Below are 19,023 nucleotides of genomic sequence, written 5' to 3' on the forward strand. Positions count from 1 at the left end.
GAATAAGACGGGGTTAAAAAATGTATCTGTCTCTCTTATATAAAAAAAGCTACCTTTTACGGTAGCTTTTTTGAAGAGGCTTTAATTATTGGTCAATAACATCTGTACCTTTTGGCGGCGTAAAGTTAAAGACTGATGCCGGAATTGAAGCATTTACTTTAACATTCTTAAAGCGTACATAGGTGGTTTGACCTAATGAGTCTTGTAATACCATAAGTGTAGGCGCTTTATTTGCTCCGAAGCTAATTGTTAAGCTTTGGAATGCCCCATCTTCTTTTTTAGGGAATAAGGTGAAATAAAGTTTAGATTTATCGGGTTGTGTTACACGATAAGACTTCATGATTTGGTTGGTATTACCAGAGAGTAATAATGCTGGTGTATCTGCAACCTGATCATCTAAGCTTTGGCGGACCGCTTGTTGTAAATCCGGATCATAGATCCAAACTGTTTTTCCACTCGTTACAATAGTTTGTTTAGCAGGACTTACTGTTTCCCAATAAAATTTCCCCGGACGCTCAACTTTCATTGAGCCTTTAAATGTCTGGTTCATATGCTGTGCACTTAAACTCTTTTTCTGTGCCACAGTTTTTGTATTGGCTTTAGTTGTTTGTTCAAAGTCGGCAGTCAAACGCTGTAAACCTGATAACTGATTAACCAGGTTCCCAATTGCCTGTTGCTCCGGTGCTGCTACAGGCGCAGCAAACACTGTAGTACTCATTACAGGAGCAAGCACTGACGCGCTAAGTGTAATAGCACACATAGTTTTACGAAGCATATTCATGTCATCACCTTTTTAGTTGCTGTAAGACAACTTACTCTCTTTCATAGTTATGAAACTGAGTAAGCTCTTAATTCAAGACTCATATTAACCGACAAACTCTGTGCTAATCATTGAGAAAATAAGATATTTTGTTATGTTATTCATGTTGTTTGTAGAATTTCATTCATCATGATGAAGATGAATAAAAATAAATGCCATAAAAAAAGCCCACAAAATGTGGGCTTTTTTCGAGCTAAAACTTATACAGTTTCAACTTTTACGTAGCGACGGCCAAATTGACCTTTCACTTCGAATTTTACTACGCCGTCAGCAGTAGCAAATAAAGTATGGTCACGGCCCATACCAACATTTGCACCAGCGTGGAACTCTGTACCACGTTGACGAACGATGATGTTACCAGCAGTTACAGCTTGACCGCCGTAAACTTTAACACCTAACATTTTTGGGTTTGAATCACGACCGTTCTTCGTCGATCCACCGGCTTTTTTAGTTGCCATGTCTCTTACTCCTCGTGATTAGCCTGAAATACCAGTAATTTTCAACTCAGTGAACCATTGACGGTGACCTTGTTGTTTACGGTAGTGTTTACGACGACGCATTTTGATGATGCGGATTTTGTCGTGACGACCATGACCAATCACTTCTGCAGTTACTTTAGCGCCAGCTACAACTGGAGCACCGATTTGAATGTTGTCACCGTTTACAACCATTAATACATCATCAAATGTAATAGTCGCACCAGATTCAGCTTTCAATAATTCAACTTTAAGGGTTTCGCCCTCAACTACACGGTGCTGTTTACCACCGCTTTGGATTACTGCGTACATAATGTACTCCAATCAGCCCGTGTCGTCGTGTCGATAAAGGGATATATCGATCTTAAAACGATCGCCACTGGGGTTATACAAGGCGACAGATTTTAAGTGAAATTTGATCAAACGACAAGTATTTTCTATCTATCAGTAAAGCATGATCCCCTATTCTTACAAAATCAAACAGCTTGGACTGGAATTTAGCAGTTTTCATTGATTCTGAATGAAAATTAAAATACAGTTCCAAACACAAATTGCGTCAAGAACAAGTTGTATTAATGCTGATGTCATTAAATTTATTGTTTTGCCGAAAACATCGTATTTTGCTTAAATAAAGAACAAAAAACGCTTAAAAACAATAGAAATGATTAATATCAGCCACTTGTTAACCTGTGCAACACATCTTTAATTGATACACTAACGCCACTTATCTACCAATACGGGGTTTTTCTTCATATGGTCATCGATTTCAAGCAAGACATTCTTGCGCCTGTTGCTTCAGACTTCGCTGCGATGGATCACTTGATTAATGAAGGAATTAGCTCAAAAGTCGGTTTAGTCATGTCTGTCAGCAAACACGTCGTTGAAGCTGGCGGAAAGCGTATGCGTCCAATCATGTGTTTGCTTGCAGCACGTGCTTGTGGTTTAGATAACATGGCAAATGCACAGCGTTTAGCTGCAATCATTGAAATGTTACATACCGCGACACTGGTCCATGATGATGTGGTAGATGAATCTGGCCTTCGTCGTGGTCGCCCTACAGCAAATGCTACATGGAACAATCAGACAGCTGTTTTAGTCGGTGACTTCCTGATCGCCCGTGCTTTCGATTTACTGGTCGATTTAAACAACATGACTTTATTGAAAGACTTTTCAACAGGTACATGTGAAATTGCTGAAGGTGAAGTATTACAACTTCAATCACAGCATCAACCAGATACAACTGAAGAAACTTATTTAAAAATTATTCATGGTAAAACGTCTCGCCTGTTTGAGCTGGCTACAGAAGGTGCTGCTATTTTGGCGGGGCAAGAAGCGTATCGTGAGCCATTAAGATTGTTTGCCGGTCATTTTGGTAATGCATTCCAAATTATTGATGATATTTTAGACTACACCTCTGATGCTGAAACATTAGGTAAAAATATTGGTGATGATTTAATGGAAGGTAAGCCAACTTTACCGTTAATTTCTGCATTAGCACGCTCAACAGGTGAAGAGCATGCGATTATTCGTCGCAGTATCGCAACCGGTGGAGTAGACCAACTATCTCAGGTCATCGAAATTGTACAGAAGTCTGGTGCTTTAGATTATTGCAACCAACGTGCCCAAGAAGAAACAGAAGCAGCACTGCAAGCTTTATCAAACCTACCCGATACACCGTATCGTCAGGCTTTGATTAACTTAACTCAGCTTGCGTTACATCGAATACAATAGATATTATTTTGCCTATGCATATAAATTTTTCAGATCTTTTTTTAAAAATAGAGAAGCAGCTTGAGGATCCTCAAGCTGTCATTGATGAAAATCTACTGATTGAACTCGTCAATGTCATCCGACCATCCAACCCACAAGATACGGATGAAATTAAGAAAAAAATACAGGCTTTTATTGAAAGTCTTTTGCGCACACCTACAGCGCCCTTCTTACTACAAACTTTTTTATTACGTTTAATTAATCGCTATAAGCAAGTTAGTTTATATGCTGATAGTGGAATTTTGTCTTTAGATGGTTTCTGGAACCAGCTTGGGCAAAGACTCGGAGCACATTTTTTACCTTTAATAGAAGATGCGAGCCAACTCAAAATATTAATTGGAAAAATTTTCTATTTAGAAAGTGACAAAATCTGGCTCAATAATATTGATGATGAAGATTGGGCAAATTTATTTAGTCTTATTGGGCAAAGCCAAAGTAATGTCGATGAGAAGTTAGTCATTCAAAGTGAAATGATTAAAGCCATTACAGTCTTATCTTATCGAATTAGTGGAATTGGTCTTTATCCCGAATTTATTAACGCTCAGCCAGAATTAACAGAATATGAGTCGCCGTTTTTAGTTCAGAACCGTGAAATTATTGAGTTTATTGAAAAGTATAAAAAACAAGAAATTTCTGAACATGAAATTGCAGTTATTTCCCCGCCCGATGCATCACAAGCATTTGTTATGTTGGAACAGTGCCGAGATGTCGTTTTAAAGATTCGTCGTGCGACCAAAAGAATTGGTGTCAGCTTAAGTTTGACTTACTTACTGTCATTACTTGAGCAATGTCTTGATCGAATTGAGTTATTACTTTATCTGGTCGTAGATAACACTAAAGGAAAATATGTTTCTTTAGGACATCTGATTTCCGATTTAACCAAGGCACATTACAGCGAAAAAAGTGTTCGCTCATTACTCAGTACGACTAGTGAACTCATTGCCTTTCAAGTTACAGAAAATGCCAGCCGAACAGGTGAACATTACGTAAGTACGGATACCAAAGGCTTTTGGGGAATGTATAAAGCTGCCGCTGGTGCAGGTGTCATTATTGCCTTTATGGCATCTTTAAAAATTCTTGCTGCAAGAATGACAATGGCCCCGCTCATGCAAGCTTTTACTTTCAGTATGAATTATTCCCTAGGTTTCATTCTGATTCATGTTCTGCATTTTACAGTTGCGACTAAGCAGCCCGCTATGACGGCGGCGGCTCTTGCTGCAACAGTACAGCAACGTAAAGGCTCTAAAACGGCTCAAATTGCAGAGTTAGCGGCGCTTATTATTAATATTATCCGAACGCAATTTATTGCTATTTTGGGCAATATTTCAATTGCGATTCCTACTGCGGCACTCATCACTTTTGCATGGCAATTTTATCTTGATGAACCGTTATTAACCCATACTAAAGCCACTTATCTTCTACACAGTCTAAATCCATTCACTTCACTAGCAGTTCCACATGCAGCAATTGCTGGAGTCTGTTTGTTTTTGTCAGGTCTCATTGCAGGATACTTTGACAACATGGCTGTTTACCGAAAAGTCGGCCCGCGCCTAAGAGCACATCGCCGTTTAGCTAGCTGGTTTGGGCAAGATCGCCTTAACCGTTTTGCTGAATATATTGAACGTAATTTAGGTGCGTTAGCCGGTAACTTCTTATTCGGTATTATGCTAGGAAGTATGGGGACCATAGGCTTTATCCTAGGTCTACCTTTAGATATTCGCCATATTGCCTTTGCATCCGCTAACTTTATTCAAGGTTTAATGACTATTAACGGCAGCCCAGATATCGGACTGATTATCGTGTCCTTTCTTGGTGTACTATGCATTGGTCTCACTAACTTATTTGTGAGTTTCACCTTAACGATTATTGTGGCATTACGAGCGCGTCGAGTCCGCTTTGAACAATGGAAACCTTTAGCCAAATTGGTCATGACCCATTTTTTAACTCGCCCAAGCGATTTTTTCTGGCCACCAAAACAACCATTAGAACTTGAAGAAAACACCTCAACAAATAACGGGAAAAAAGCAGACCACTAAGAATTTTGCTTTGTACACAAAATGTGATTTTCGTCAATTTTGTTGTGATTGTTTTTCCAAATGTTAAAAAATTTTCAAAATGAATTTACGATGATCTATCAGGCTTGAAAAAAAGTGTACTGGCAAGTACACTTTTAACGGCTTTCAGTAGTAGACACTGCTTGAACAAGCAAAGGTATATACATGCCCTATTTATTGCTTTTTATTGGTTGTATTTTTTTAGGATTAGGTGTTCTTGGTCTTTTTGTACCAAGACTTCAATCTTTGGATCTTCTCACCGTTCAAATATTGAGTGAAAATCGATCAGATTATCTTAACTCTATTACGACCTTTCTAGCACGTGTAGGTGGTATGCCTTTTGTATGTTTTTTATCCTTATTGGTGTGTATATATCAAGCATGGTATAAAAAATATATTACTGTTATTTTCATTAGCGTGGGTGTTCTTGGCAGTATCATCACGGGTTGGCTGCTCAAGTGGTGTGTTGACCGTCCAAGACCTCCACAGGCATATCATATTGTCGAAAGTTATGGTGCATCGTTCCCAAGTGCACATAGTGTTTATGCATCAACACTGGCTTGTATGGCAATCATAATGTTATGCCATAAGCCCAACACTAACTCTCCTTATATCATTTTGATTTCCTGTCTTTGGTTTATCTGCATGGGGCTTTCAAGAATATATGCTGGAGTTCATTTTCCAACAGATGTACTCGCCGGTTGGGGCATAGGTTTTATTTGGATTGCACTGCTTTGGCTCTGGTTATTACAAACACAAAGTAGGTTAAGTAGAAAACAAATATATTTTTAGATTTTATCTAAACGAGGTGGAACAATGATGTCGGCTAAGCTTTGGGCTCCTGCCCTTACTGCTTGCGCATTAGCAACAAGTATCGCACTTGTTGGTTGTAGCAAAGGCTCCGATGAGAAACAGCAAGCTGCTACTGCTCAGAAAATGCCGCCTGCAGAAGTAGGTGTTATTGTTGCTCAACCACAAAGTGTTGAACAAAGCGTTGAACTCTCCGGCCGTACTTCAGCATATCAAATTTCTGAAGTTCGCCCTCAAACAAGTGGTGTGATTTTAAAACGCTTGTTTGCTGAAGGAAGTTACGTTCGTGAAGGACAGGCTCTATATGAACTGGATTCTCGAACTAACCGTGCAACGCTTGAAAATGCAAAGGCTACCCTTTTACAACAACAGGCAAATCTAGCTTCACTACGTACTAAGTTAAACCGTTATAAGCAACTTGTTTCAAGTAACGCTGTATCTAAACAAGAATATGACGACTTACTTGGTCAGGTTAATGTTGCCGAAGCACAAGTTTCTGCTGCAAAAGCGCAAGTAACGAATGCAAATGTAGATCTTGGCTACTCTACAATTCGCTCACCAATTTCTGGTCAGTCTGGACGTTCTTCTGTAACAGCTGGTGCTTTAGTGACTGCCAACCAAACTGATCCGTTAGTGACGATTCAACAGTTAGACCCAATCTATGTTGACATTAACCAGTCTAGTGCCGAGTTATTACGTTTACGTCAACAACTTAGCAAAGGTAGTTTGAACAATAGTAACAACACGAAAGTGAAATTGAAGCTCGAAGATGGTTCAACCTATCCAATCGAAGGACAACTTGCTTTCTCTGATGCTTCTGTAAATCAGGATACAGGAACGATTACTTTACGTGCCGTATTCTCGAACCCGAATCATCTGTTACTTCCAGGCATGTATACCACTGCACAGATTGTTCAAGGTGTAGTTCCTAATGCTTACCTGATTCCTCAAGCTGCAATTACACGTTTACCTACAGGTCAAGCTGTAGCAATGCTTGTTAATGCCAAAGGTGCTGTTGAGAGTCGTCCTGTTGAAACCTCTGGTGTTCAAGGACAAAACTGGATTGTAACTAACGGTCTTAAAGCTGGTGATAAAGTGATTGTTGACGGTGTTGCCAAAGTTAAAGAAGGGCAAGAAGTTTCAGCAAAACCTTACCAAGCTCAACCAGCGAATCCACAAGGTGCAGCTCCAAATGCGACAAAACCGGCTCAATCAGGTAAACCTCAAGCAGAACAGAAAGCATCTAATGCATAAGGGGTAGATTGAATGGCACAATTTTTTATTCATCGCCCCATTTTTGCGTGGGTGATTGCATTAGTCATTATGTTGGCGGGTATTCTCACGCTAACGAAAATGCCTATTGCACAGTATCCGACGATTGCACCACCGACAGTTACAATTGCTGCAACTTATCCTGGTGCATCTGCTGAGACTGTTGAAAACACTGTAACCCAGATCATTGAACAACAAATGAATGGTCTAGATGGTTTACGCTACATTTCATCTAACAGTGCTGGTAACGGTCAGGCTTCTATTCAATTAAACTTTGAACAAGGTATTGATCCAGATATTGCACAGGTTCAGGTTCAAAACAAACTGCAATCTGCAACTGCGCTTTTACCTGAAGATGTACAGCGTCAAGGTGTAACAGTAACTAAATCTGGCGCAAGCTTCTTGCAAGTTATTGCATTTTACTCACCAGATAACAGCCTTTCTGACTCGGACATTAAAGACTACGTAAACTCATCAATTAAAGAACCACTTAGCCGTGTTGCTGGTGTGGGTGAGGTACAAGTCTTTGGTGGTTCATACGCAATGCGTATTTGGCTTGATCCAGCTAAGTTAACCAGTTATCAACTTACTCCTAGTGATATTGCAACAGCTTTACAAGCGCAAAACTCACAAGTAGCAGTAGGTCAATTAGGTGGTGCGCCAGCTGTACAAGGTCAAGTGCTTAACGCAACAGTGAATGCACAAAGTTTGCTGCAAACACCTGAACAGTTTAAAAATATCTTCTTGAAGAACACAGCATCTGGTGCTGAAGTTCGTTTAAAAGATGTTGCGCGTGTAGAGTTAGGCTCTGATAACTATCAGTTTGACTCGAAGTTTAACGGTAAACCTGCTGGTGGTCTTGCAATTAAAATTGCAACTGGTGCCAACGCACTTGATACCGCAGAAGCTGTTGAACATCGTTTATCTGAATTACGTAAGAACTATCCAACAGGTCTTGCAGATAAACTAGCTTATGACACGACTCCATTTATTCGTCTTTCAATTGAAAGTGTTGTACACACATTAATTGAAGCGGTAGTTTTAGTATTCATTGTGATGTTCTTGTTCTTACAGAACTGGCGCGCAACGATTATTCCAACACTTGCTGTACCTGTTGTTGTGTTAGGTACATTCGCTGTTATTAATATCTTTGGCTTCTCAATTAACACCTTAACCATGTTCGCCATGGTATTGGCAATTGGTCTTCTGGTCGATGACGCCATCGTTGTGGTCGAAAACGTCGAACGTGTTATGAGTGAAGAGCATACCGATCCAGTCACGGCGACGTCACGATCAATGCAACAGATTTCTGGTGCGTTAATTGGTATCACAAGCGTATTAACAGCGGTATTCGTACCAATGGCATTCTTTGGTGGTACAACTGGTGTAATTTACCGTCAGTTCTCGATTACCCTTGTAACAGCAATGGTTCTATCGTTAATTGTAGCGTTAACATTTACACCAGCACTTTGTGCAACCATTTTAAAACAGCATGATCCTAACAAAACACCAAGCAATAATATTTTTGCTCGTTTCTTTAGAGGCTTTAACAATGGTTTTGACCGCATGTCGCATAGCTACCAAAATGGTGTTAACCGCATGCTTAAGGGCAAAATCTTCTCTGGCGTGCTTTACGCTGTAGTTATTGCTTTACTAGTGTTCTTGTTCCAAAAACTCCCATCTTCATTCTTACCGGAAGAAGATCAGGGTGTGGTAATGACACTTGTTCAATTACCGCCAAATGCAACGCTTGACCGTACAGGTAAAGTGATTGACACCATGACAAACTTCTTTATGAATGAAAAAGATACAGTGGAATCGATTTTCACCGTTTCGGGCTTCTCATTCACAGGTGTTGGTCAAAATGCTGGTATCGGCTTCGTTAAATTGAAAGACTGGAGTGAACGTACTTCACCAGAAACTCAAATTGGCGCATTGATTCAGCGTGGTATGGCATTGAATATGATCGTTAAAGACGCATCTTACATCATGCCTTTACAGCTTCCAGCAATGCCTGAACTCGGTGTAACAGCCGGATTCAACTTGCAACTTAAAGATTCAAGTGGTCAAGGCCATGAGAAACTTATTGCCGCACGTAATACGATCTTAGGTTTGGCTGCACAAGATAAACGTCTTGTGGGTGTTCGCCCTAATGGTCAAGAAGATACACCTCAGTATCAAATTAATGTAGACCAAGCTCAAGCTGGTGCCATGGGTGTGAGTATTGCCGAAATTAACAATACAATGCGTATTGCATGGGGTGGCTCATACATTAACGACTTCGTTGACCGTGGACGTGTGAAGAAAGTTTATGTTCAAGGTGATGCGGGCAGCCGTATGATGCCTGAAGACTTAAACAAGTGGTATGTACGTAATAACAAAGGCGAAATGGTACCGTTCTCTGCATTTGCTACTGGCGAATGGACATATGGTTCTCCACGTCTTGAACGTTATAACGGCGTGTCATCGGTTAACATTCAAGGTACACCTGCACCTGGCGTGAGCTCTGGTGACTCGATGAAAGCAATGGAAGAAATTATTGCTAAGTTACCATCTATGGGCTTACAAGGTTTCGACTATGAATGGACAGGTTTATCACTTGAAGAACGTGAGTCTGGTGCTCAAGCTCCATTCTTATATGCGCTTTCATTGTTAATCGTTTTCCTTTGCTTGGCTGCATTGTATGAAAGCTGGTCTATTCCGTTCTCGGTTTTACTTGTGGTACCACTCGGTATTATTGGTGCAATCGTATTAACTTACTTGGGTATGATTATTAAAGGAGATCCAAATCTCTCAAATAACATTTACTTCCAGGTAGCGATGATCGCGGTAATCGGTCTTTCTGCAAAAAATGCGATCTTGATTGTTGAGTTCGCAAAAGAGCTGCAGGAAAAAGGTGAAGACCTGATTGAGGCAACTTTACATGCCGCAAAAATGCGTTTACGTCCAATCATCATGACTACCCTTGCCTTCGGTTTCGGTGTACTTCCGCTTGCCCTTTCAACAGGCGCAGGTGCAGGAAGTCAGCATTCTGTTGGTTACGGTGTACTCGGTGGCGTACTCAGTGCAACGTTCTTAGGTATCTTCTTTATCCCTGTATTCTATGTGTGGATTCGTAGTATCTTTAAGTACAAACCAAAAACCATAAACACTCAGGAGCATAAATCGTGATGCAAAACGTATGGTCTATTTCAGGTCGTAGCATTGCGGTATCTGCACTTGCGCTTGCTTTGGCAGCTTGTCAAAGCATGCGCGGCCCAGAACCAGTCGTGAAAACCGATATTCCACAAAGCTATGCATATAGCGCTTCTGGTACGTCTATTGCTGAACAGGGTTACAAACAGTTCTTTGCTGACCCTCGTTTGCTCGGAGTGATTGATTTGGCACTTGCCAACAACCGCGACTTACGTACAGCAACGCTCAATATCGAACGTGCTCAACAGCAATATCGAATTACACAGAACAATCAGCTTCCAACAATCGGAGCAAGTGGTAGTGCAATTCGTCAGGTTTCTCAAAGCCGTGATCCGAATAACCCCTACTCTACTTATCAAGTAGGTCTGGGTGTAACTGCCTATGAGCTTGATTTTTGGGGCCGCGTACGTAGCTTAAAAGATGCTGCGTTAGATAGTTATCTTTCAACGCAAAGCGCACGTGATTCGACTCAAATCAGTCTAATCAGTCAAGTGGCTCAAGCATGGTTGAACTATTCTTTCGCAACCGCGAATTTAAGACTTGCAGAGCAAACACTTAAAGCACAGCAAGACTCTTACAATCTCAACAAAAAACGTTTTGATGTGGGCATCGATAGTGAAGTTCCACTACGTCAGGCACAGATTTCTGTAGAAACTGCGCGTAATGATGTAGCGAACTACAAAACACAGATTGCTCAAGCACAAAACTTGTTGAACTTGTTAGTTGGCCAATCAGTTCCACAAAACTTGTTACCAACCCAACCTGTAAAACGCATTACTCAACAAAATGTATTTACAGCGGGTTTACCAAGCGACTTACTTAACAACCGTCCAGATGTAAAAGCTGCTGAATATAACTTAAGCGCTGCTGGTGCGAATATCGGTGCTGCAAAAGCACGTTTATTCCCAACCATTAGCTTAACGGGTTCTGCAGGTTATGCATCAACTGACTTAAGTGATCTATTTAAGTCAGGTGGTTTTGTATGGTCAATTGGACCAAGCTTAGACTTACCAATCTTTGACTGGGGCACTCGTCGTGCCAATGTAAAAATTTCTGAAACTGATCAGAAAATTGCATTATCTGATTATGAAAAATCAGTTCAGTCTGCGTTCCGCGAAGTTAATGACGCGCTTGCAACTCGTGCCAACATTGGTGAGCGTTTAACAGCTCAACAACGTCTAGTAGAAGCAACTAACCGCAACTACACACTTTCAAATGCCCGCTTCCGTGCTGGTATTGATAGTTACTTGACAGTTCTTGATGCACAGCGTTCATCTTATTCAGCAGAACAAGGTTTGTTATTGCTTCAACAAGCAAACTTAAACAACCAAATCGAGTTATACAAAACTCTAGGTGGTGGTTTAAAAGCAAATACTTCAGATACAGTGGTTAATCAACCATCTAGCGCTGAACTTAAAAAGCAATAAGTTTTAAATAACTTATTCATAAAAGCTCACTTCGGTGGGCTTTTTTATTGCAACTCATCTGAATATTTTTTATCTTGAAACCTTAAGAATTTAGATTGATAAAAAACAATGTTATTGAGTAATTTAGAAAGTGTTCCAGGCCACCAAATTTTAAAGCAGCTGGATGTTGTTTACGGAAGTACCGTTCGTAGTAAACATGTTGGCCGTGACTTGATGGCAAGTTTAAAAAATATCGTGGGTGGTGAACTTACGGGTTATACCGAATTATTAGAAGAATCTCGCCAAGAAGCCATGCAGCGTATGATTGTAAAAGCTCAGCAACTTGGTGCGAATGCAATTGTGGGTATTCGTTTTTCAACTTCAAATATTGCCCAAGGTGCTTCTGAATTATTCGTATATGGCACAGCTGTGGTTGTCCAGCCTCAAGCACCTCATCTACCCGATCCATTTAATGCATAGGTAGAAAATGGATAATTTTATTTTTCAGCTTGTTATTTTTCTCATTCTTTTCAGTATTGGTTGGGCTTTTGGCCGCCATATTGAACGAAAACATTTGAATGAACTTCTAGAAAAAGAGCAACAATTTGCCCATATCAGAATTGATACCAATCGTTTTGCAACGAGTGATCAGCCAGGCCACTTTATTAGCAGTAATGTTGTGATTTCTCATGATTACTTTAAATATGTATTGGCATCTATAAAAAACGTTTTGGGCGGAAGACTGACCAGTTATGAAAGTATTGTTGAACGTGCTCGCCGAGAGGCGATTGTACGTTTAAAACAACAAGCTCAAAGTGTCGGTGCTACTCATATTATGGGAGTTCGGCTGAGTACAACCGAACTCGGAATGCAAGGCGGAATGGTCGAAGTTTTTGCTTATGGAACAGCAGTTAAAGATTAATACTGCCCAACCTCAGAAAAATGAATACGTGGATTGCCAATATTTTTAGTTAAATGCTGGCAAATTCGGGTAATTTTCCAACGGTCTTGTTGTTTCGCCAAAGTAAAATAATAACGACCAAAAGAATGAAAATAATCATTTTCTGAAAAACGATAAATTTGATAATTACATTCTAGCCATGCTTGATCTTGTTCAATCCGAACCAGAGGATTGCTCAAATTGTGCTGTAGTCGTAAATGGGATAATGCTTGCTGCCGAGAACCTTTATATTCATGACAAGACACGACACATAAAGGCTCTCCTCTAAATTGGAAATAGTCCACCTCAAGTTGATCTGCCAACAACTCATCAAAAGCGTCCCAATTTTTCTGATCAAAGACCAATTGAAAACGCGTGACGACTTCTAAAATACGGTGATAATCCTGATCCATGGTGAACCTTCTATGCGGGTTTTTCACCAATTTAGCACGGCAAAATCACTTTTTTATTTTACTTTTGTTTTCCGAATCATTTTATAAAGAAGTTTTGGTGACATCCGAGAAACCATTACACCTAGTTTTTCTTTAGCCCCACCCACAACAATATATTCTTGACCCTGTACTAACGCTTTGACAGCCTGCTCTGCAAAAACATCTGCCTCTAAACCATTTTCAATTGCTTCGTCTTGATGGCCTTGGGGTTCCCCTGCACCATTGAGTGCATTAAAAGAAACATTAGTTTTTACAAAACCAGGGAAAATAACTGAAACTTCGACACCTTGATCTGAGACCTCAGCACGTAAACTATTTGCCCACATGTGAATTGCCGCTTTAGCAGCCGAGTAGCTTGCACGGTACTGTGTGCCTAATAAACCCGCTACACTCGACACAAATACAACTCGGCCAGACTTTTGTTTTAGCATGGTCGGTAGGACGGTTTTAGTTAACGCAACTTGTGAGAAATAATCGACTTCCATGATGGCGCGTTCGGTTGCCATTGTCGTGTCTTTAATTAAAGCACGTTGACTCAAACCTGCATTATTGATGAGCCAGTCAATACGGCCTTTCGCCTTTAAAATCTGCTTGTAAGCCTCTTGAACCTCCTTTTCATCAGTAATATCTGCAACGACAGACAAATGATGATCGGGATTTAATAAACCAACCCGAACCTCTTCTAATTCTGCAAAACGACGTGAGGTTAAAATCAACTTTGCGCCTTGTAAAGCCAACTCTCCTGCTAAAGCCTTACCTAAACCAGAAGATGCGCCCGTAATCCATACCACTTTATTTTGCAAAGTATCAAGTTTGGCCATGTGATGTTCCTATTATCTTTTTAAATTATGCTGCTTGATGCATGAAGGCCAAAAAGTGATTGATATAATGAGTTGCTGTCGTCTGATCGACCTGTGTCCCTAACTTTTCCAAACGTTTATAGCCCAAATGCGTCGTCATGTTGATGACTCCGTTAAGAGTTTTATCGACAACCAAATTAAATTTTAAACGCTTTTTAGGCTCACGTACTAGGCTTGTTACGCCTAAATCCACAATTTGTATGAGCGTTTCAAATGCAGCCGTAATACTTTGCATATTACCGTCACGAATTTGCTGCGTAAGGGTTTCAGCTTGTTGCACCAGTTGAAGTGTAACTGGATAGGTAATATAAACTTGCTGCCCTTGCTCTTTCATGAGTGATGTCATGTAGTCAACCAAGGGTAAAAGACGTTCATTTCCAAAGAATGAAACTGACCAAGGCATGTATTTTCGAAAAGTCTCTAAAACTTGCTGAATGACTTTTTCAGACTCAGCTTGTTGTTTTGGAGACATGCTTGCATTGCCTGACTGTAAAAGCACAGAAAAAACCTGCTCAATAATTTCACAGGAAAGGTCAGACAAAACACCCCCCAAAACTTTTGCCTGACTTTGACTTACTCCATCATGTAGTTTTTGCCGAATAGCCTCGAATTGGGTATAAGTCGAATCGGAAATTTTCAAAAAAACTTCATAACTCATCAGCAGCATCCTTTTTCAATTCTTTTGTAATTTTTGTGCCGTGTCGCCACACGATTAAATTGTGATCCATCTTTCATAAATCTACCGTTTTTTGAAAAAAATACAAAACCGTTTATCTGTTTTCAGCACATTAATTTCGAGGCATTTTTTTGCTACAATAGATGCAATTTTTTATGCATATTCGATCTAAGCTACTATGACTGACGCTCAAACCGCTCAAAATATTGCAACCACATACGATCCAACCGAGATCGAAAAGAAGTGGTACAAAACGTGGGAAGAACAAGGTTACTTTAAACCTTCTGGTCACGGTGAATCATTCTGTATCATGATTCCGCCACCAAACGTCACTGGTAGTTTGCACATGGGCCATGGTTTTAACAATGCCATTATGGATGCCCTCACCCGTTATAACCGTATGATGGGTAAAAACACTTTATGGCAACCGGGTACAGACCATGCTGGTATTGCAACTCAAATGGTTGTTGAGCGTCAACTTGGCTTACAAGGCGTAACTCGTCATGACTTAGGCCGTGATAAGTTCATCGAAAAAGTTTGGGAATGGAAAGAACAATCTGGCGGCACGATCACTAAACAAATTCGTCGTTTAGGTTCTTCGGTAGACTGGTCGCGTGAACGCTTCACGATGGACGAAGGTTTATCGAACGCAGTTAAAGAAGTATTCGTTCGTTTGCACGAAGACGGTTTAATTTACCGTGGTAAACGCCTTGTAAACTGGGACCCTAAACTTCAAACAGCACTATCTGACCTTGAAGTAGAAAGCAAAGAAGAAAAAGGCTCGCTTTGGCACTTTAAATATTTCTTTGAAGACAAATCAGTTAAAACTCAAGATGGCAAAGACTATTTAGTCGTTGCAACGACTCGTCCTGAAACTTTACTGGGCGATACTGCTGTTGCCGTTCACCCAGAAGATGAGCGTTATGCACACCTTGTTGGTAAAAACATTGTATTGCCAATTACTGGTCGTTTAATTCCGATTGTTGCTGACGACTACGTTGAAAAAGACTTCGGTACGGGCTGTGTAAAAATTACCCCTGCTCACGACTTCAATGACTATGACCTAGGTAAACGCAATAGCTTGCCAATCATTAATATCTTCAACAAAAACGCCGAAGTTTTAGGTGAGTTTGAATATATTGCAAAAGCTGGCGAACAGATTTCTAAAACCATTACTGCACCTGCGGAATATGCTGGTTTAGAGCGTTTTGAAGCACGTAAAAAATTAGTTGCTCAAGCTGAAGCTGAAGGCTGGTTAGATCAAATCCAACCGTATGACTTAAAAGCTCCACGCGGTGACCGTTCAGGCGTGATCATTGAGCCGTTACTGACTGACCAATGGTACGTAAAAATTGCGCCGCTTGCTGAACCTGCAATTGAAGCAGTTCAAGATGGCCGTATTAAGTTTGTTCCAGAGCAGTACAGCAACATGTACATGGCGTGGATGCGTGACATTCAAGACTGGTGTATTTCACGTCAGCTTTGGTGGGGCCACCGTATTCCAGCTTGGTACGATGCAAATGGCAATATCTATGTAGGTCGTAACGAAGAAGAAGTACGTGCGAAAAACAACATCGCTGCTGACGTTGAACTTAAACAAGACGAAGACGTTCTTGATACATGGTTCTCATCTGCACTTTGGACATTCTCAACTTTAGGTTGGACTGGCGACGCACAAAAAGACGCAGCAAATGATTTCTTAAAAACTTTCCACCCAACAGATGTGTTGGTGACTGGTTTTGACATCATTTTCTTCTGGGTTGCCCGCATGATCATGATGACCCTACACTTCATGAAAAATGAAGATGGTTCATCTCAAGTTCCATTTAAGACTGTTTACGTTCACGGCTTGGTACGTGATGGTGAAGGTCAAAAAATGTCGAAGTCTAAAGGTAACGTACTTGACCCATTAGACTTGATTGACGGTATTGATTTAGAAAGCTTAGTTGCAAAACGTACGACTGGCCTCATGAACCCGAAAGATGCTGCGAAGATTGAAAAATCAACGCGTAAAGAGTTCCCAGAAGGCATTAATGCTTATGGTACTGATGCAGTTCGTTTCACATTCTGTGCACTTGCAAACACTGGTCGTGACATCAAGTTCGATTTAAAACGTGTTGAAGGCTACCGTAATTTCTGTAACAAAATCTGGAACGCAACTCGCTTCGTTCTGATGAATGTTGAAGGTCAAACTGTTGGTACTGACGCTCATCCTGATCTTTGGGAACTTCCAGAACAATGGATTATCAGCCGTCTACAAAAAGCGGAAGCTGCTGTACATCAAGCGTTCGCAACCTACCGTTTAGACCTTGCTGCTCAAGCAATTTACGACTTTATCTGGAATGAATACTGTGACTGGTACGTTGAGTTAACTAAACCAGTTCTAAACGATGTAGAAGTTTCAGAAGAGCGTAAAGCTGAAGTACGCCGTGTATTGCTTGCAGTGATGGAAGCTTCATTACGTTTGGCTCATCCGTTAATGCCGTATTTGACAGAAGAAATCTGGCAGACTCTTGCACCAATGCTTGGTCAAGGCGGCCCAACGATTATGACTGCTCAATACCCGATTCCTGAGCAAGCAAAAATCAATGAACAAGCTGAAGCAGATATGCAATGGCTTCAAGGTTTGATTGGTGCCGTACGTAACATCCGTGGTGAGTTGGGCTTAGGTAATGCGCGCTTGTTGCCAGTATTACTTCAAAACACTTCTGATGCTGAACGTGAACAAATCATTCGTATTGAAGCGTTGTTCAAAGCATTGGCTAAAGTTGAAAGCATTGAGTTCTTGAATAAAGACCAAGAGCCACCATTGTCTTGCTCTAGCGTTGTAAGCCATGCATCGGTATTTGTACCAATGAAAGGCTTAATTGACCCTAAAGCTGAGCTTGCTCGTTTGCAAAAAGATTTAGATAAAATCCAAAAGCAACACGACCAAATCGCGGGCAAACTTGCAAATGAAGGCTTTGTTTCTAAAGCACCAGCAGCTGTTGTTGAAGGTGAAAAAGCGAAGCTTGCTGAGTTTGCTGCTCAGTTAGAGAAAGTTAAAGCGAATATGGAGCAGATTGCTGCGCTTTAAGGTGTTGTTAATTTAATCTAATTTGTGTATAAAGGGCTGATTATTCAGCCCTTTATTTTTCTATGAGCCAAGATGACATTAATAAATACAAAATTTTATTTGAAGTTTCAAAACATGAATATCAATTAGAAATTGATCGGAGTAAGTCACTAGATGAGAAAGCAATTAAATATTCAACAATGATCGGTATTGTAATAGTTGCCTATTCAGCGGCCCTCACTAAGTTAGAAACTTTTACTGCGTATGCATGTACTTCATTAACTAAATGGATTTTATATATATTATGCATAATTTTGTTTATAACAATTTTAAGTAGCTGGTATAAAATTGCAAAAGTCTTAAGTCTGTCAGCACTTGAAAAGGTTCCACTAGATGATAGTAATTTAACTAACACATTTATTAATACTGATGAAAGGACATGTCTCTGGTATATGGGAGAAATTTATCAGGACTTAATTTTAAGAAATGCCACAATGCTAAAAGACAAAGTTATTGCCTTAGAGAAAGCTTATTCTGATATTAATTGTGCCGCAGCTATTTTTAGCATATTATGTCTATATCTATTAATCTTATATTTAACGGGAGAATGCAATGTCCAGACATACACAGAACTCTCAAAGCTCTACATCAAGAAATAATCAGAGCACTTCAACAAATGTAACTGCATCTAGTCGCCCCAGACCTACATGGGTTAGTGATTCTGTAAGTTTACCCGCAAATTACAGAGTAACTATGGAAAGTGCTGATCCTCGTATAGATTTTAATTCGGACAATCGTCGATAATTTTAAAGTACTTCTTTTAATAAAAGAGGTACTTTTTAATTCACCCCCTATAACACTTCCCCTCCCAATTCAGCTCAACTTTTAAATTTAAAGCCTCTAAAAACTTGGTTTGTTCAGCATCATATTTTTTTCTATCATCAGTACTATGCTGAGTACTATCTATTTCAATGACCAAACCTAATTTATGACAATAAAAATCCACAATATATGATGCAATCACATGCTGACAGCGAAATTTCAGATTCATAAATCGTTTAGCATGAAACAATTGACACATAAGATTTTCAGCATCTGTTGCATTGCTCCACATGGATTTGGCGAATTCTAATAATTGCGGGTCTAGTTTCTTTATTATTTTCCATTTAAATTGCCCTCTCCCAAAGGGAGAGGGGGTACCCTTTGTGAATTAACTTGTTATTCGATACGCGATAAA

Annotated in this window: 16 protein-coding genes and 1 pseudogene; 10 read left to right on the forward strand and 7 right to left on the reverse strand. The window is 40.1% G+C overall.

All coding sequences use genetic code 11. The features are described from left to right. Positions 1–85: 85 nt before the first annotated feature. The 3 genes from lolA to rplU all read right to left on the reverse strand — a co-directional run bounded on the left by lolA (position 86) and on the right by rplU (position 1,608). A complete protein-coding gene (lolA, locus tag J655_RS17555) occupies positions 86–781 on the reverse strand; it encodes an outer membrane lipoprotein chaperone LolA (protein WP_004789378.1) in 696 nt (231 codons plus the stop codon). Between the two features lie 239 nt (positions 782–1,020). Beyond that, a complete protein-coding gene (gene rpmA / locus J655_RS17560) occupies positions 1,021–1,278 on the reverse strand; it encodes a 50S ribosomal protein L27 (RefSeq protein WP_002116037.1) in 258 nt (85 codons plus the stop codon). An 18-nt stretch (positions 1,279–1,296) separates the two neighbouring features. Further along, the gene (gene rplU / locus J655_RS17565) at positions 1,297–1,608 is read right to left on the reverse strand and encodes a 50S ribosomal protein L21 (RefSeq protein ID WP_000271409.1); all 312 of its coding nucleotides are present in this window, start codon (positions 1,606–1,608) and stop codon (positions 1,297–1,299) included. Between the two features lie 441 nt (positions 1,609–2,049). On the opposite strand from rplU, the gene sdsA reads away from it, so the two are divergent. The 8 genes from sdsA (at position 2,050) to J655_RS17605 (ending at position 12,725) form a co-directional block, all read left to right on the forward strand. Next, positions 2,050–3,027: an All-trans-nonaprenyl-diphosphate synthase gene (gene sdsA / locus J655_RS17570; protein WP_002116233.1), complete on the forward strand. Its 978-nt coding sequence runs from the start codon at positions 2,050–2,052 to the stop codon at positions 3,025–3,027. A gap of 14 nt (positions 3,028–3,041) precedes the next feature. Further along, positions 3,042–5,102, forward strand: a complete 2,061-nt coding sequence (locus J655_RS17575) for a site-specific recombinase (protein ID WP_032006537.1) — start codon at positions 3,042–3,044, stop codon at positions 5,100–5,102. Between the two features lie 183 nt (positions 5,103–5,285). After that, on the forward strand, positions 5,286–5,912 hold the full coding sequence (locus tag J655_RS17580) for a phosphatase PAP2 family protein (RefSeq protein ID WP_032006536.1): 627 nt from the start codon (positions 5,286–5,288) through the stop codon (positions 5,910–5,912). 24 nt (positions 5,913–5,936) lie between these two features. After that, positions 5,937–7,184 carry a multidrug efflux RND transporter periplasmic adaptor subunit AdeI gene (gene adeI, locus J655_RS17585; RefSeq protein WP_032052714.1) on the forward strand — a complete coding sequence of 416 codons (1,248 nt, stop codon included), beginning with the start codon at positions 5,937–5,939 and terminating at the stop codon, positions 7,182–7,184. A 12-nt stretch (positions 7,185–7,196) separates the two neighbouring features. Continuing rightward, positions 7,197–10,373 carry a multidrug efflux RND transporter permease subunit AdeJ gene (gene adeJ, locus J655_RS17590; RefSeq protein ID WP_032006535.1) on the forward strand — a complete coding sequence of 1,059 codons (3,177 nt, stop codon included), beginning with the start codon at positions 7,197–7,199 and terminating at the stop codon, positions 10,371–10,373. Next, positions 10,373–11,824 (forward strand): multidrug efflux RND transporter outer membrane channel subunit AdeK, encoded by a 1,452-nt coding sequence (adeK, locus tag J655_RS17595; protein ID WP_002116015.1) that lies wholly within the window; start codon positions 10,373–10,375, stop codon positions 11,822–11,824. Before adeJ ends, adeK begins: the two co-directional genes overlap by 1 nt. A 108-nt stretch (positions 11,825–11,932) precedes the next feature. Then, on the forward strand, positions 11,933–12,283 hold the full coding sequence (locus J655_RS17600) for a YbjQ family protein (RefSeq protein WP_000927245.1): 351 nt from the start codon (positions 11,933–11,935) through the stop codon (positions 12,281–12,283). 7 nt (positions 12,284–12,290) lie between these two features. Beyond that, on the forward strand, positions 12,291–12,725 hold the full coding sequence (locus J655_RS17605; RefSeq protein WP_032052715.1) for a YbjQ family protein: 435 nt from the start codon (positions 12,291–12,293) through the stop codon (positions 12,723–12,725). Here the strand turns inward: J655_RS17605 and J655_RS17610 are convergent. From J655_RS17610 to J655_RS17620, 3 genes are read right to left on the reverse strand one after another with little or no spacing between them, the layout of a single operon-like run. Continuing rightward, positions 12,722–13,156 carry a nuclear transport factor 2 family protein gene (locus J655_RS17610; protein WP_005064505.1) on the reverse strand — a complete coding sequence of 145 codons (435 nt, stop codon included), beginning with the start codon at positions 13,154–13,156 and terminating at the stop codon, positions 12,722–12,724. The two genes, J655_RS17605 and J655_RS17610, sit on opposite strands and share 4 nt — an antisense overlap. 53 nt (positions 13,157–13,209) lie before the next feature. Next, positions 13,210–14,016 (reverse strand): SDR family NAD(P)-dependent oxidoreductase, encoded by an 807-nt coding sequence (locus J655_RS17615; RefSeq protein WP_032052716.1) that lies wholly within the window; start codon positions 14,014–14,016, stop codon positions 13,210–13,212. 25 nt (positions 14,017–14,041) lie between these two features. Continuing rightward, positions 14,042–14,713, reverse strand: coding sequence for a hypothetical protein (locus J655_RS17620; protein ID WP_032052717.1), 672 nt, complete (start codon positions 14,711–14,713; stop codon positions 14,042–14,044). 196 nt (positions 14,714–14,909) lie between these two features. Here J655_RS17620 and J655_RS17625 point away from each other — a divergent pair, with 196 nt between their 5' ends. Beyond that, entirely contained in the window at positions 14,910–17,807 is a 2,898-nt protein-coding gene (locus tag J655_RS17625) for a valine--tRNA ligase (protein WP_032052718.1), read from the forward strand. Positions 17,808–17,869: 62 nt separating this feature from the next. Further along, the gene (locus tag J655_RS17630) at positions 17,870–18,445 is read left to right on the forward strand and encodes a hypothetical protein (RefSeq protein WP_032052719.1); all 576 of its coding nucleotides are present in this window, start codon (positions 17,870–17,872) and stop codon (positions 18,443–18,445) included. Positions 18,446–18,654: 209 nt separating this feature from the next. On the opposite strand, the pseudogene J655_RS0104630 reads toward J655_RS17630, so the two are convergent. Next, positions 18,655–18,945: pseudogene (locus tag J655_RS0104630) on the reverse strand (endonuclease domain-containing protein); the annotation flags it as partial. Positions 18,946–19,023: the final 78 nt, after the last annotated feature.

The organism is Acinetobacter sp. 1294243 (genome assembly GCF_000588015.1).
GTDB classification, from domain to species: Bacteria; Pseudomonadota; Gammaproteobacteria; order Pseudomonadales; family Moraxellaceae; genus Acinetobacter; species Acinetobacter pittii.

What these genes read in the sequence shown, in the direction of transcription:
- lolA (WP_004789378.1), bottom strand. Translation starts at nt 781, where the DNA reads ATGAATATGCTTCGTAAAACTATGTGTGCTATTACACTTAGCGCGTCA.
- rpmA (WP_002116037.1), bottom strand. Translation starts at nt 1,278, where the DNA reads ATGGCAACTAAAAAAGCCGGTGGATCGACGAAGAACGGTCGTGATTCA.
- rplU (WP_000271409.1), bottom strand. Translation starts at nt 1,608, where the DNA reads ATGTACGCAGTAATCCAAAGCGGTGGTAAACAGCACCGTGTAGTTGAG.
- sdsA (WP_002116233.1), top strand. Translation starts at nt 2,050, where the DNA reads ATGGTCATCGATTTCAAGCAAGACATTCTTGCGCCTGTTGCTTCAGAC.
- J655_RS17575 (WP_032006537.1), top strand. Translation starts at nt 3,042, where the DNA reads ATGCATATAAATTTTTCAGATCTTTTTTTAAAAATAGAGAAGCAGCTT.
- J655_RS17580 (WP_032006536.1), top strand. Translation starts at nt 5,286, where the DNA reads ATGCCCTATTTATTGCTTTTTATTGGTTGTATTTTTTTAGGATTAGGT.
- adeI (WP_032052714.1), top strand. Translation starts at nt 5,937, where the DNA reads ATGATGTCGGCTAAGCTTTGGGCTCCTGCCCTTACTGCTTGCGCATTA.
- adeJ (WP_032006535.1), top strand. Translation starts at nt 7,197, where the DNA reads ATGGCACAATTTTTTATTCATCGCCCCATTTTTGCGTGGGTGATTGCA.
- adeK (WP_002116015.1), top strand. Translation starts at nt 10,373, where the DNA reads ATGCAAAACGTATGGTCTATTTCAGGTCGTAGCATTGCGGTATCTGCA.
- J655_RS17600 (WP_000927245.1), top strand. Translation starts at nt 11,933, where the DNA reads ATGTTATTGAGTAATTTAGAAAGTGTTCCAGGCCACCAAATTTTAAAG.
- J655_RS17605 (WP_032052715.1), top strand. Translation starts at nt 12,291, where the DNA reads ATGGATAATTTTATTTTTCAGCTTGTTATTTTTCTCATTCTTTTCAGT.
- J655_RS17610 (WP_005064505.1), bottom strand. Translation starts at nt 13,156, where the DNA reads ATGGATCAGGATTATCACCGTATTTTAGAAGTCGTCACGCGTTTTCAA.
- J655_RS17615 (WP_032052716.1), bottom strand. Translation starts at nt 14,016, where the DNA reads ATGGCCAAACTTGATACTTTGCAAAATAAAGTGGTATGGATTACGGGC.
- J655_RS17620 (WP_032052717.1), bottom strand. Translation starts at nt 14,713, where the DNA reads ATGAGTTATGAAGTTTTTTTGAAAATTTCCGATTCGACTTATACCCAA.
- J655_RS17625 (WP_032052718.1), top strand. Translation starts at nt 14,910, where the DNA reads ATGACTGACGCTCAAACCGCTCAAAATATTGCAACCACATACGATCCA.
- J655_RS17630 (WP_032052719.1), top strand. Translation starts at nt 17,870, where the DNA reads ATGAGCCAAGATGACATTAATAAATACAAAATTTTATTTGAAGTTTCA.